General features: G+C 55.2%; 12 protein-coding genes and 1 pseudogene. 3 read left to right on the plus strand and 10 right to left on the minus strand.

What is annotated here, in order from left to right; all coding sequences use genetic code 11:
* Positions 1-45 precede the first annotated feature (45 nt).
* The 10 genes and pseudogenes from LG202_RS06750 to LG202_RS06795 form a co-directional block, all read right to left on the minus strand.
* Entirely contained in the window at positions 46-2,424 is a 2,379-nt protein-coding gene (locus LG202_RS06750; protein ID WP_230347630.1) for a restriction endonuclease subunit S, read from the minus strand.
* The gene (locus tag LG202_RS06755) at positions 2,417-3,457 is read right to left on the minus strand and encodes a PDDEXK nuclease domain-containing protein (RefSeq protein ID WP_230347631.1); all 1,041 of its coding nucleotides are present in this window, start codon (positions 3,455-3,457) and stop codon (positions 2,417-2,419) included. Before LG202_RS06755 ends, LG202_RS06750 begins: the two co-directional genes overlap by 8 nt.
* A pseudogene (locus tag LG202_RS06760) lies at positions 3,454-4,817 on the minus strand (type I restriction-modification system subunit M). Before LG202_RS06760 ends, LG202_RS06755 begins: the two are co-directional and overlap by 4 nt.
* A gap of 25 nt (positions 4,818-4,842) precedes the next feature.
* The gene (hsdR, locus tag LG202_RS06765) at positions 4,843-7,236 is read right to left on the minus strand and encodes an EcoAI/FtnUII family type I restriction enzme subunit R (RefSeq protein WP_459724663.1); all 2,394 of its coding nucleotides are present in this window, start codon (positions 7,234-7,236) and stop codon (positions 4,843-4,845) included.
* Positions 7,237-7,335: 99 nt separating this feature from the next.
* The gene (locus LG202_RS06770; RefSeq protein ID WP_230347633.1) at positions 7,336-8,496 is read right to left on the minus strand and encodes a pseudouridine synthase; all 1,161 of its coding nucleotides are present in this window, start codon (positions 8,494-8,496) and stop codon (positions 7,336-7,338) included.
* A gap of 69 nt (positions 8,497-8,565) precedes the next feature.
* On the minus strand, positions 8,566-9,120 hold the full coding sequence (gene scpB / locus LG202_RS06775; protein ID WP_230347634.1) for an SMC-Scp complex subunit ScpB: 555 nt from the start codon (positions 9,118-9,120) through the stop codon (positions 8,566-8,568).
* A 3-nt stretch (positions 9,121-9,123) separates the two neighbouring features.
* Entirely contained in the window at positions 9,124-9,924 is an 801-nt protein-coding gene (locus tag LG202_RS06780) for a segregation and condensation protein A (protein ID WP_230347635.1), read from the minus strand.
* 84 nt (positions 9,925-10,008) lie between these two features.
* Complete coding sequence (locus LG202_RS06785; protein WP_230348061.1) at positions 10,009-10,647, minus strand: site-2 protease family protein; 639 nt, start codon at positions 10,645-10,647, stop codon at positions 10,009-10,011.
* Positions 10,647-11,276: an L-threonylcarbamoyladenylate synthase gene (locus LG202_RS06790; protein ID WP_230347636.1), complete on the minus strand. Its 630-nt coding sequence runs from the start codon at positions 11,274-11,276 to the stop codon at positions 10,647-10,649. Before LG202_RS06790 ends, LG202_RS06785 begins: the two co-directional genes overlap by 1 nt.
* Positions 11,277-11,289: 13 nt before the next feature.
* On the minus strand, positions 11,290-12,144 hold the full coding sequence (locus tag LG202_RS06795) for a 3',5'-nucleoside bisphosphate phosphatase (RefSeq protein WP_230347637.1): 855 nt from the start codon (positions 12,142-12,144) through the stop codon (positions 11,290-11,292).
* A 99-nt stretch (positions 12,145-12,243) separates the two neighbouring features.
* Here LG202_RS06795 and LG202_RS06800 point away from each other — a divergent pair, with 99 nt between their 5' ends.
* The 3 genes from LG202_RS06800 to LG202_RS06810 are packed head-to-tail and all read left to right on the plus strand — an operon-like array spanning position 12,244 to position 13,359.
* Positions 12,244-12,780, plus strand: a complete 537-nt coding sequence (locus tag LG202_RS06800; protein ID WP_230347638.1) for a septation protein A — start codon at positions 12,244-12,246, stop codon at positions 12,778-12,780.
* 1 nt (position 12,781) lies between these two features.
* Positions 12,782-13,084, plus strand: coding sequence for a YciI family protein (locus LG202_RS06805; RefSeq protein ID WP_230347639.1), 303 nt, complete (start codon positions 12,782-12,784; stop codon positions 13,082-13,084).
* Positions 13,081-13,359 carry a BolA family protein gene (locus tag LG202_RS06810; RefSeq protein ID WP_230347640.1) on the plus strand — a complete coding sequence of 93 codons (279 nt, stop codon included), beginning with the start codon at positions 13,081-13,083 and terminating at the stop codon, positions 13,357-13,359. Before LG202_RS06805 ends, LG202_RS06810 begins: the two co-directional genes overlap by 4 nt.
* The last annotated feature ends 11 nt before the right edge of the window (positions 13,360-13,370 follow it).

A 13,370-nucleotide genomic window follows, 5' to 3' on the forward strand; every position in this document is an offset into this window, starting at 1 on the left:
CCATCCCCACTTGACCATGGTTTACCGCTACAACCAGGCTAAAATTTAAGTCATGCTTGCTTTGTGTACTCCAAAACCAAATTGACCTTGCTGTATGGTTCTTGGCAACCTACCCTGAGGTACAAACTGGTGCATACGAAGCCATTCAAGCCATTGACTCAGCGCATCTGATGTAAATCTTGCTTTTCGCTCATGCCAGTTTTCACGAACATCGGAGATGATCTGCGCATCCGTCGGTTGAACACCATCGATCAGAAAATCGTTCCAGACCGCGAAAAGTGTGGCGATGATCTCGACTTCTTCGGTCTTCTTGCCTGCCAGGGCGTAGATCAGACGGTCAAATTCAGTCCTCTGGCCGGGCGTCATCAGGACTTCGGCTTTGGCCGCGGGCTCCGACAACGCCGACAAGCAGCGGTATTCCGTCTTTTTCCTGCCGTTGGCCAAGGTCTTTTCATTGACCTCGAACCAGCTCCGCTCTTGACCTTGCCGCTCGAAATCATAAATCCAGGCATCCAGTGGCCCGGCAGCTTCACGCTCGGGTTTCAGATCCAGTTCCAAGCCTACGTAGGCTTGCGCCAGGTATATCACCTTGGCGGCAGCAGTTCGGCCGAAGTATTGGGCGTTGGCGAGCTTGCTGAACGCATAGCAGCCGATACTGGCCCGGTAGGTAGCCAGATCAATGACTTCAGCTTTTGAATGCGATGCTTGCTGTGTTTGCTCAGTGCGATACTTTTGCAATTGCGCATGAACCAGAAAATTCAGAAATTCGGTTTGTTTGGTGGTTGTCGCATCGATTTTTCGATTCAGCGAATCACATAATTTCATTAGTTGCTCGATTTTGGCGACGATTTGGCGTTGCGCAGCGAGTGGAGGCAATGGGGAAATGGTAGAGCGAAGATTGTCCTGTGTGATTTGGTTGATGGTCATCGTATTGACCTCATCAATCATTTTCCGAAATAGCGGTGAGTTGATGAAGTGAAGCAAGTACGGATTGAAGCGACTTCGAAAAATTGCCATAAAGGCACCAAAAGCCATTGGCTCAGTGAGATCGGCAATTAGCGCTGTCTTTCCGACCAGTGCCTTGCTGCCGTTTCGCGCGCAGATCAGCAGATCACCATCATGAACTAGCGTTGATTCCTTAACTTGCATCTGGACACGTTTCAAATCAGACAGGTCGAGCTTTCCATTTTTGATATTGTTTGATCGAAGGACTGGAATGCCTGTCTCGGAAACATCCGCTGGTGAGTAGGTTAAGCCAATGTTTGTATAACCAATATCACCCAACCTCACCCATTCCCAACCCTGGGGTAGCGCATACGGTACTTCTTCTGGTTTGATCGGTGGCAAGGGTTTAAGCTTCCTGATCTTGCCTTCCTTCACCAGCCGCTGCTTCTCGGCTTCGATTTCTTTCAGCAGCGCGCTAGCGGGCTGGTCGTCCGGATTTTGCGGGACGAGCTTGCCCATCACCGCCAGTTGCAGGATGGCCTTGCGCAATTCGGCGACGTTTTCCTTGACGGCGTAGAGCTCGTCGAAGTGTTCGGCGAGGAAGGCCTGGGCGCGTTGGTGCTGATCCGGTTCGGCGATGTTCAGCAGTTGCTTGATGGCTGCGGCATGAACGGTCAAGCGCGCTCCCTGCTGTGCAGTACGCAGTTTTTCCAGTTCATCACAACGCGCCATCAGTTCGTCGATTTTGGCGATGATGCGGTGTTGCTCCGAGGTTGGAGGCAGGGGAAAGGCAATCGAGGCAAGTGCCTTGCTCGACATATTTGATATTCCAACCCCTTTTCTATACTTATTTATTTCCCCGCTAGCGTTAATCTTCTCGAAGAATCGATAAGCAAAATATGGATTAACGTCTTTGTATAGCCGGGCACGATGCACGTGGTTCTGGAAACAAATTTCTTCAGGTAGCTCCCAGACAGCGGCGCGTCCCGCTTCTCCACCTTCACAGATGAGCAAGTCTCCTTTTCGTGCCGAGCATTTATCTAGCTCGTCTTCACGAATTAGCATTTCCCGGACGTTATTGAGCTGAAATTTTCCCCAATAAACATTCGATGTAGTGATGTATCTCCTCGGAAGTCCAGTATTTCTACCGCCATCAAGAGTTTTGCCAGAGTTATGCTGGGCAATTTCTCCAAAACGCACCCACTTCCACGCCATCGGCAGTGCGTAAGGCTTCTCCTGCTCCGTCACCGGCGGCGAGGGCTTGGGTTTCTTGATCGTGCCCGCCTTCACCAGCCGCTGTTTCTCAGCCTCAATTTCTTTCAGCAGTTCACCGGCGGGTTGCTCGTTCGAGTCTTGAGGAACCAGCTTGCCCTGCATGGCCAGCGTCAGGATCAGCTCGCGGAGTTTCTTGATGCCATCGGGTGCGGCAAAGGCGGTATCGAAATGCTTTTCCAGTAGTTCAGCGGTGTGTTTATTCATGCTCGCCCCCCAGTTCACGCTCGATCTGTTCGATGCTGGGCAGGCTGGTTTGCAGTTCTTCAGGCAGGGATTCGATCAATTGGTATTCCGCTACGCCGATGGGCTGGGTCTTGTCGCGCAATGCGTATTCGGCCACCACGGTGTTTTTGCTCTTGCAGAGCAACAGGCCGATGGTGGGATTGTCCTGTTCGGCCTTGACCTGCATATCCACGGCGGTGAGGTAGAAGCTCAACTGACCGAGGTGTTCTGGTTTGAACTTCTCGGCTTTCAGTTCGATGACCACGTAGCAGCGCAGCTTGAGGTGGTAGAACAGCAGGTCGATGTAGAAGTCGTCATCGGCCACTTCCAGATGAAACTGACGGCCTACGAAGGCGAAGCCCGCACCCAGCTCCAGCAGGAACTGGGTGATGTGCTTGACCAGCGCTGACTCGATTTCCCGTTCGTTGGCTTCCTGGCCAACATCCAGGAAGTCGAACAGGTAGGGATCCTTGAGGGCTTGCCGAGCCAGATCGGTTCCCGGCGCGGGGAGACGGTCGGCGAAGTTGGTGATCGCCTGGCCTTCCCGCTCCAGCAGGCGGGATTCGATATGGATTTCCAGTGTGGCGCGAGACCAGCCGTGTTCCACGGCGCGCTGGGCATAGGCCAGGCGTTGTTCGGGTTGCTTCAGTCTGGCCAGCAGCACCAGGTTGTGGCCCCAGGGCAATTGTCCAACAGCCTGTTGGACAATTGCCGCGTCCGGCCAGGCGTCGGCGAAGGAGCGCATGTACATCAGGTTGGCACGGGAAAAGCCCTTCATCTCGGGGAAGGCTGTCCTGAGATCGTGCGCCAGCCGCTCGATGATCTTGGCCCCCCAGCCCTGCTCGGCCTGCCGTTGCAGGATGTCACGGCCAATCTGCCAGTAGAGCAGCACCAGTTCGCGGTTGACGGCCAGCGCGGCCCGCTGCTGGGCACTGTGGATGCGGTTCTTCAGCGCGCCCAACCAGTTGGCGTAACCTTCCGGCGCTGGAACGAGGGACACGGGCTTGTCGCTCATTCCGCCTCCCCGCTGGTGGCCTTGAGTGCGGCCAGCAGTTCGGTTTTCAGTGCTTGCTGAGCAGCTTGTAACTGGCGGGTGATGTCCTGGTATTCGGCCATCAGTTCGTCCGGATCACCGAGTTCGACGGCCACCTCGTGCGGGTTCTTGCAGTCCAGGTTGTAGTTGCGAGCAGCCAGATCCTTGGCAGAGACTTTCCAGGCATGCTCGGTGGTCTTGCGCCCCTTACGCTGCGAGCCGCCCCACCAGGTTTTCTCAAGATCGAATTCCTCAATGGTCAGCGGCTTGGAGCGCGAGTAGCTCTTGTAGCCTGCCGGGTAGGGATGCTCGAAGAACCATACGTCCTTGGTGGGCCCGCCCTTCTCGAAGAACAGGATGTTGGTGGCGATGCTGGTGTAAGGGGCGAACACGCCCTTGGGCAAGCGCACAACGGTGTGCAGGTTGAACTCTTCCAGCAGTTCACGCTTGAGCGTAGTCTTCACCCCCTCGCCGAACAGGAAGCCATCCGGCAACACCACCGCAGCGCGGCCCGTGTCGTGCCTGAGCAGGTGCATGATCAGCGCCATGAACAGGTCGGCGGTCTCGCGGGTCTGGTGCTTGGCAAGAAAGTTCTTCTCGATGCCATCCTCTTCCATCCCGCCGAACGGTGGGTTGGTAATGATGATGTCCACCCGGTCGCGCGGGCCATAGTCCTTGAAGGGGCGAGAGAGCGTGTTGTCGTGGCGGATCCGGGTAGGCACGTCGATGCCGTGCAGCATCATGTTGGTCATGGCGAGCATGTGCGGCAGGCCGGATCGAGGATGCTTTCGCCAAGTTTTGGGTCGAGGATATCGACCATGAACTGCGTGACCGCGCGCGGGGTGTAGTACTCGCCAGCGTTGCCGGCCGACTGCAGGTCGGCAAGGATTTTCTCGTAGATATCGTTGAACAGGTGCCGATCGCTGGACGAGTTGAAATCCACGTCTTCTTCGATGGTGTTGATCACCTGGCGCAGCAGCGTGCCGGACTTCATGTAGTTGTAGGCATCCTCGAACACCGAGCCGATCACCCGGCCTTGCGCGGACACGCCCGCCTTAGTGGCAAGCTGTTTCAAGGCAGGAAAGAGGTCATTGTTGACGAAGTCGATCAGCTCTTCGCCGGTCATGCCTTCCGGATCCTTGGCCCAGTTGCTCCAGCGAAAGCGGCTTTGCAGCGGCGAACGGTAGCTGGACTGGGTCAGTTCCCACTCCTGTTCCTTGTCGTCGAAGATTTTCAGGAACAACAGCCAGCAGATCTGGCTGATGCGCTGGGCGTCGCCATCGACGCCGACATCCTTGCGCATGATGTCCTGGATGGCTTTGATAAGAGTTGCGAGTGACATGAATACTTCCTGGGACTAGTTCTGGTCAGGCGCGGTAGAGCTCACGCTCGAGCTCGCCAACGGCCTGTTGGTATTGGGTCTTGCCGCCAAAGGCACGTACCAGTTCGATCGGTGTGCCCAAGCGGTTGAAGGGAGCGATGGCGAGGATTTGCGTTTCCTCGATGGCGGCCACGCCTTCGTCGGCATACTTGTCGAGCAGGGCTTCGAGTACCTTCTGCGCCTGCTCGCCGTACTTGGCGAAGTAATGGCGCCTCTTGACCTGCTCGGCCCGCTCCTTGCGCGTGAGAGGGGGTTGATCCCAGGCCACGTGGCACAGCAGATCGAAGGGGTCGAAATCCTTGCCGGCTTGCTTGTCCACCTCGTCGGCCAAAGCCTCGAAGAAGATGCCTTGATGGGCCAGCTCGTCGATGATGGCCTGCTTCTTCTCGGCCTTGCTCCAATGGCGCAGGAATTCGTCGAGCGATGCGAACTCCTTGGCCAGGGTGTTGCGGGTGTAGTCCTTCAGGGACTCGGTGATCAGTTTGCCGCTGGCGTCGAAGTACTGCACCCGCTCGGCCACCATCTTGACCTCGACATTGGCGACAACGTAACGGCGCACGCTGCTGCCTTCCTCGCCTGGCAGCGGTTCGGCTACGCCGCCGGGGGACGTGGGGTTGTCGTCAGGCGTGGGATAGGTGAGTTCATCGTCAGGCGACGTCTCCTCACCTTCCTCATCAGGAGGAAGCGGTGGCTCGCCTGGGCCTGGCTCATAGATTTGCACGGGATCGCCGTCGAAAGCCGGATCGGCGAACAGTTCGGTCGCTTTCTTGAAGTCGAGGATGGTGAACCAGTACTTGTCGAAGTCTTCGTTGATGCGCGTTCCGCGACCGATAATCTGTTTGAATTCAGTCATGGACTGGATGCGCTGATCCAGCACGATGAGCTTGCAGGTCTGGGCATCGACGCCCGTGGTCATCAGCTTGGAAGTGGTCGCGATGACGGGGTATTTGCTTTCCGGGAAGATGAAGTTGTCCAACTCCATCTTGCCTTCTTCGTTGTCGCCGGTGATGCGCACGACATAGCGGTGGTTCTGCGCTACCAAGTCGGCATTTTCATTGACCAGCGCCTGGCGCATGCGCTCGGCATGGTCGATGTTGTCGCAGAAGACGATGGTCTTGTCGAAGCGATTGCTGGCTTTCAGGTATTCACTGATCTTGCGCGCCACCACGCGCGTGCGCTGTTCCAGCACCAGCGTCTTGTCGAAATCGCGCTGGTTGTAGATACGGTCTTCGATCTCGTTGCCGTGCTTGTCGAGCATGCCCTTGTCGGGACGCCAGCCGGTCAGGTCTTTATCCAGGTCGATACGCACCACCTTGTAGGGTGCCAGAAAGCCATCATCGATGCCCTGGCGTAGCGAGTAGGTGTAAATGGGCTCGCCGAAGTAGTCGATGTTGGATACGTCCTTGGTTTCCTTGGGCGTCGCGGTCAGGCCGATCTGTGTGGCGGAGTGAAAATACGTCAGAATCTCGCGCCAGGCCGAATCTTCGGCGGCGCTGCCCCGGTGGCATTCGTCGATCACGATCAGATCGAAGAATTCCGGGCTGAACTGCTTGTAGATGTTCCGTTCTTCTTCGTTACCTGTGACGGCCTGGTAAAGCGACAGGTAGATTTCATAGGACTTATTGGCCTGCCGCTTCTGGATCTTGGTCATCGCTGCGCCGAACGGCTTGAAGTCGTTGGTCATGGTCTGATCGACCAGAATGTTGCGGTCAGCTAGGAACAGGATGCGTTTCTTGGCCCGCGACTTCCACAGCCGCCAGATGATCTGGAAGGCGGTATAGGTCTTGCCTGTGCCCGTGGCCATCACCAGCAGAATGCGCTTCTGCTCTTTGGCAATCGCCTCGATGGTCTTGTTGATGGCGAGTAATTGGTAGTAACGGGGCGTCTTGTTGCTGCCATCGCTGTAGTAGTCCTGGGCTACCAGGGCCTGTTGCTGCGTGCTCAGCCCCTGATGCTCTGCCCACCATTGCCACAGCGTATCGGCACTGGGGAATTCATCCAGGCTCAGTTCGCGCTCGATAACACCGTCCTTGGCGATCTTGTTGTGGAACAGGAAGCCATCTCCATTGCTACTGAACACGAAAGGCACTTGCAGCATTTCGGCATAGCCGAGGGCCTGTTGCATGCCAGAGCCGATTGCATGCTTGTTGTCCTTGGCTTCGATGACGGCAATGGGCAGGTTGGGCTTGTGGAACAGCACATAGTCGGCGCGCTTGTGCTGACCACGCGTGTGCAGTTTGCCGCGCACGATGATACGCCCCTTGGTCAACAGGAACTCTTCGCGTACCTGCGTTAGAACGTCCCATCCGGATTTTTCCAGAGCCGGCGTGATGAACTTGGTGCAAATATCTCTTTCAGAGAGATTTTTCTTGTTCATGATTTGAATATCACAGTTACCAATCCCAACTTGCACTATGCAGCAGATTCCCAGCAAATTCCACTGAGATTCAAACTATAAACAATACAAGTTAACACTCAACTAGCTCTTTTTACTGCGTCGTATTTTACTAGATGCTGATATATCTGTAGCTTGCCTAATACGGCGATTGGCAGGTTTGCGTGCTGGTTTGGTTGCCTGCTTGGGCTGCCTGGCAGGACGCTGCATCTCAGCTGGCTCAGCAGCCTGGGAAGAACGTGCGCGGCGTCCCGATTGCTGCTTTTCTATATCCTGACGCATTCCCTCTTCTCGGGTTTTCGTGACTCGTCTAGGGCCACGACTTTCCAGGCCTGCCTCAGCATCAAAGCGTGATTTTTTTGCCTTGGGCGTGAAGACCGAGCCTAGTTTTTCCTTCTCTCGAGCGGAAAGCTGACGCGGTGGGCCTTTAGGGACAGCAAGCTCTGCCCACTCCATTAAGCCAGTGACTTCTTTTACGCCCAAATGCAGCATTTGCCCACGCTTGAGGCGTGGTGGCAAATTTACTGGTCCAAAGCGAACGCGAATCAAACGACTCACCGGCTTCTGGAACGCCTCGAACAAGCGTCGCACTTCACGGTTGCGACCTTCGCGCAGAATCACTTCATACCAGTGGTTGGCACCCTCGCCGCCTTGCGCGCGGATGCTGTCAAAATTGGCTGGGCCATCATCCAGCTCAATGCCATAGGTAAGCTGTGCCATCTCGCCATCGGTCAACTCACCGAAAATACGCACGGCGTACTCACGTTCCACCTCATAACGCGGATGCATAAAGCGGTTTGCCAACTCGCCTGAAGTGGTAAAAATCAACAAGCCGGAGGTGTTCATGTCTAGACGGCCAATCGCGATCCATTTGCCATTGCGGATGCGCGGCAATTTATCAAATACGGAAGCACGCTTTTCAGGGTCATCCTGGCTCACGATTTCGCCTTCTGGCTTGTGATAAAGCAAAACCTGCGGCAACTCAGGCTCGAATGGCAGATGCAATGGACGGCTATCCAGTCGTACTACATCGCTAGGCACTACACTGGCACCCACCTCGGCAGTCTTGCCATTGATGGTGATACGCCCGCTGGCAACCAGATTTTCCATTTCGCGACGCGAGCCGAACCCCGCCAACGCCAATAGTTTATGTAGCCTTTGTGGCACGGCATCAGGATCAACCGCCACAGGCTTGGCAGGAGAGGTATTGCGGGGATTGCGTTGTTGCTTGAACGGACGGGCCATGAGGTCAACCTTGAGAATATTGCCTATATTATAAGCCAGAGCACCCCTATTCCGCCCGGCTAGTTCATATTAAGCAATATCGAGTGGAATTTCTTGCTGGATAAAATGCTGGATAGGCGGTAACTCGGACAAGGAGCGCAAGCCAAGATCATCGAGAAAAGTCTTGGTCGTGGCGTAAAGCGAAGGCCGCCCAGGCACGTCGCGCTGCCCGACAACATCAATCCAGTTGCGCTCAATAAACTGGCGCATGATATTGGGGTTGACCGCCACACCACGGATTTCTTCAATATCACCACGCGTCACCGGCTGACGGTAGGCAATAATTGCGAGTGTTTCCAGTGCCGCGCGCGAATAGCGCATGGGGCGCTCAGGACTGAGGCGAGCGATGAATGGCGCAAGATCAGCACGCGCCTGGAAGCGCCAGCCGCTGGCAACCTGGACCAGCTCCATACTGCGCCCCTGCCACTCCTGACGCAGTTCATCCAACAGCATACGCAAGGTGGCACGTTCCATGCGGCCCTCGAAAGGACGCAACAGCACCTCCAGAGAAAGAGGCTCACCCGCCGTCAGCAGCACTGCCTCCAGCACTTGCTTCATTTCATGAATACTTTGCGCTTCACTCATGGCTTAATTGGCGCTCATCAATGGCACATCGGCTGCCTGCAAATAAATCGGGCTGAAAGCTTGCTGCTGCGTAATACGCACTAGACCCTCACGCGCCAACTCAAGAATGGCGAGAAAAAACACCACTAGCTTGGGTAGTCCATCATGTACAACATCAAAGAGCGCCGTAAACTCCAGTAGTGATTCCTGCTGCAAACGGCGCAATACCAAGCTCATATGCTCGCGTACTGAAAGTTCGGCCCGGCCAACTTTGTGGTGCTGAAAATGGCTGGCACGCTTCAGCACCGATTGCCAAGCCGCCATCAGCTCATCGAAACTGACCTCCGGCCAGCTTGTGTCAGCAATGTGCTCATAATAGGCTCGTGCCACCTGGATTTCCCGACCTGCCACGGGCAAGGTATCCAGGCGCTCGGCAGCCAGCTTGATCGCCTCATACTCCATCAAGCGACGCACCAATTCAGCACGTGGGTCTTCTTCTTGCTCTATGCTTTCCGGCTTGGGCAGCAGCATGCGCGACTTGATCTCGATCAGCATGGCCGACATCAGTAAGTATTCTGCCGCCAACTCCAGCTTGTTTTCGCGCATTTTCTCGACGTAATCCATGTATTGCTTGGTCAACTGCGCCATGGGAATATCAAGAATATCAAGGTTATGCTTGCGTATCAGATACAGCAGCAAATCCAACGGGCCTTCAAAAGCCTCTAAATAGACCTCAAGCGCATCAGGGGGAATGTAGAGGTCTTGCGGGATAGTCTCTAGCTGTTCGCCATAGATGCGTACATCGAATGCAAGTTGGGTCGCCACGATGGCCTCAGCTTCGCGCTTGCCGACACATGATCAACTGCAGCACGTCAGCTCTCTTCACCGCCATGCGCGCCCCTGGCTGACTCAACCGAAAATACCGCCGAACATGGCTAGCAAGACCAGGATGAACGGCATCATGATCTTGGACAGGATGCCAGTGAACATCAATACCAGCAGAATGATGAAACCGTAGCGCTCCACCTGGGCAAACTTGTAGGCCATCTGGTTAGGCATCAAGCTGACCGCAATGCGGCCACCATCCAAGGGAGGCAACGGCAGGAGGTTGAGCACCATGAGCACAACATTGACCAGGATACCAGCTTGCCCCATGAGGGCGAGCGGCACAGCAAAATCCCCTGCCATGGCAGAAAACTTGTATACCACGGCCCAGAAAATCGCCATAAGAAAATTAGATGCAGGCCCGGCAGCAGCCACCCAGCGCATATCGCGCTTGGGATTACGCAAACGCGAAAAATCCACCGGTACCGGCTTGGCCCAGCCGAACAAGAATCCTGTCCCAGAAAGCACCAGCAACGCGGGCACCAGGATGGTACCTATCGGGTCGATATGCTTGATCGGGTTGAGCGTAATGCGACCCAGGCTTTCAGCCGTGGTATCGCCAAAATAACGCGCAATATATCCGTGCGCAGCCTCATGTACGGTAATCGCAAAAATCACCGGCAAGGCATAGATCGCAATTTTCTGGATCAAGGTGAGTTCCATCATGCCTCCAGCCCGAACGGTGCGGGATCGCCTGCACCCAGGCGGATCAGGCTGGGGCTTTCCGCCGTCAGGTCGATCACCGTAGTAGGCTCGATCGAGCACGCACCAGCATCAATCACCAACTCAACTTGGTGCTCCAGTTGATCACGGATTTCCCAGGCTTCATTGAGCGGGGCTTCTTCTCCTGGCAGTTGTAGTGTCATGCTCAACATCGGCTCGTTCAACTCTTCCAACAGTGCCAGGGTCACGGCATTTTGCGGCACGCGCAGGCCTACAGTACTACGCTTTGGATGCTGCAAACGGCGCGGGACTTCGCGTGTGGCCTTGAGAATAAAGGTGTACTGCCCTGGAGTATTAGCCTTGAGCAGGCGGAACTGGCTATTATCCACCTGGGCATAGGTCGCCAGCTCAGCCAGATTGCGGCATACCAGGGTGAAATGATGGCTATCGTCCACACCACGAATGGCGCGGATGCGATCTTGAGCTTCCTTATTGCCCAATATGCAACCCAGCGCATAGCTAGAGTCAGTAGGGTAAGCAATCACGCCACCATCGCGCAGGATGGCAACCGCCTGATTGATCAAGCGCGTCTGCGGGTTGTCAGGGTGAATCACAAAATATTGCGCCAAATTGACTCCATCGTTAACTGTTAAGCGATTGGGTTTCCGGCCAATCCTGCCAGACCGGGATGCAACCGCGCGGCAAATCGGGCAGCCGACCCATTTCAATATAGCCATGGCCCGGCCCGTGGTAATCCGAACCCATGGAAGATTGGAGACCAAACATATGAGCCAGCTTGGCGTACTCCTGGAATTGATCAACCGTATGGCTGCCGGTGACGACTTCAATCGCCGCGCCACCCAAGTTGCGAAACTCTTCCAGCAACAGCAGCATATTGCTACGGCCTATGTCATAACGACCAGGATGTGCCAGCACTGCCACCCCGCCACTACCGTTAATCCAGTTGATTACGTCCTCAAGCTCAGCCCAGTGATGTTCAAAGTAGCCGGGCTTGCCTTTGATCAAGTAGCGCTTGAATATGCTTTTCATATTAGAGGCATACCCCTGCTCGATGAGATAACGCGCAAAATGCGCACGACTGATGATGCCCTGCTGGGCATGAGCATAGGCGCCTTCCAGGCTACCGGTGATGCCAAACTTCTCCAGGCTGGCTGCGATTCCTACTGCACGTAGATGGCGTCCGGCACGAATTTTTTCAAGCCCATCATGCAGCGGCGCATAAAGGGGATCAACGCGCAGGCCAACAACATGGATAGTACGCCTGCGCCAGGTAACAGAAATTTCCACGCCATTGATAAACTGCATGCCGTGTTCGGCTGCCACCTTTGCAGCCACGGCCAACCCCGCCGTATCATCATGATCTGTCAGGGATAATACCTTCACTCCTTGTGCAGCGGCATGCGTTACCAACGCCTCTGGTGCGAGTAATCCATCAGAAACCGTGGAGTGACTATGCAAGTCGATCAGGGAGGGCATGGGGGCGGGTTGGTAGTACAGCTTGTTAGTCTTGCCGAATCATAGCAAAATACCGCATCAACTTAAAACCTATCCTAGCGCACGGCCTGCGGACAACACATGAAGTTTCTCTACGACTTATTCCCTGTCATCCTGTTTTTCATCATCTACAAGCTGTTTGGCATCTATGAAGCCACGACTGCCGCCATCGTCGCCACCATTGCGCAGATCATCTGGGCCAAGGTCAAGACTGGCAAAGTCGATAATGCCCTGATCGTCAGCGGTGTCATCATCGTGGTATTTGGTGGCGCAACCTTATGGCTGCACGATGAAAGCTTTATCAAGTGGAAACCCACTATCCTCTATTGGGTATTCACTGTCGGCTTACTCGGTAGCCAATGGCTATTCAAGCGCAACCTGATCCGCAGCCTGATGGAAAAACAGGTTGCCATGCCAGACCCCATTTGGAACCGGCTAAACCTGGCCTGGGCCTTGTTCTTCCTGGCACTGGGCTTTCTCAACTTGTATGTTGCATTCAATTACTCCACGGACCTCTGGGTAGATTTCAAGCTGTTTGGCACCATGGGCTTGATGTTTGTATTCGTCATCGGCCAGACCCTGCTGCTCAACAAGCACATCACCGAACAGGATAAATAATATGTGGTACGCCATCATTGCGGAAGATGCGCCTAACAGCCTGGAAAAGCGCCTAGCTGCCCGCCCTCCCCACCTTGAACGCTTGCAGGCATTACAACATGCAGGCCGCCTAATGCTGGCTGGACCTTTCCCCGCCATCGACAGTAATGACCCAGGCACGGCCGGCTTTACCGGCAGCCTGATCGTAGCTGAGTTTGACAGCCTGGAGGCAGCACAATCTTGGGCCAATGCCGACCCTTTCGTGAACGCCGGGGTTTACGCCTCTGTCACAGTCAAACCTTTTCGCAAGACATTACCGGCATGACCTTGGTAGAAGAAATCCGCAGCAGGCTCTCGGTGCTGGCACCTACCATACTGGATATCCGCGACGATAGCGCCCAGCACCGGGGCCACGCGGGCAACAACGGTGGCGGTCATTTCTTCCTGACCATTGCCAGCGCAGAGTTTTGCGGCAAGTCACAAGTCATGCGGCACCGCCGGGTTTATGCAATACTGGGCGACTTAATTCCACAGAGAATACACGCCCTTAGCATCCAGGCAATTGCGGCAGATGAACCTCTGCCTGTCACAATTGACTGATACGTTTGTAG

The organism is Methylobacillus methanolivorans, assembly GCF_054588515.1.

What these genes read in the sequence shown, in the direction of transcription:
- LG202_RS06805 (WP_230347639.1), top strand. Translation starts at nt 12,782, where the DNA reads ATGTGGTACGCCATCATTGCGGAAGATGCGCCTAACAGCCTGGAAAAG.
- LG202_RS06755 (WP_230347631.1), bottom strand. Translation starts at nt 3,457, where the DNA reads ATGAGCGACAAGCCCGTGTCCCTCGTTCCAGCGCCGGAAGGTTACGCC.
- LG202_RS06800 (WP_230347638.1), top strand. Translation starts at nt 12,244, where the DNA reads ATGAAGTTTCTCTACGACTTATTCCCTGTCATCCTGTTTTTCATCATC.
- LG202_RS06750 (WP_230347630.1), bottom strand. Translation starts at nt 2,424, where the DNA reads ATGAATAAACACACCGCTGAACTACTGGAAAAGCATTTCGATACCGCC.
- LG202_RS06810 (WP_230347640.1), top strand. Translation starts at nt 13,081, where the DNA reads ATGACCTTGGTAGAAGAAATCCGCAGCAGGCTCTCGGTGCTGGCACCT.
- LG202_RS06785 (WP_230348061.1), bottom strand. Translation starts at nt 10,647, where the DNA reads ATGGAACTCACCTTGATCCAGAAAATTGCGATCTATGCCTTGCCGGTG.
- scpB (WP_230347634.1), bottom strand. Translation starts at nt 9,120, where the DNA reads ATGAGTGAAGCGCAAAGTATTCATGAAATGAAGCAAGTGCTGGAGGCA.
- LG202_RS06770 (WP_230347633.1), bottom strand. Translation starts at nt 8,496, where the DNA reads ATGGCCCGTCCGTTCAAGCAACAACGCAATCCCCGCAATACCTCTCCT.
- LG202_RS06795 (WP_230347637.1), bottom strand. Translation starts at nt 12,144, where the DNA reads ATGCCCTCCCTGATCGACTTGCATAGTCACTCCACGGTTTCTGATGGA.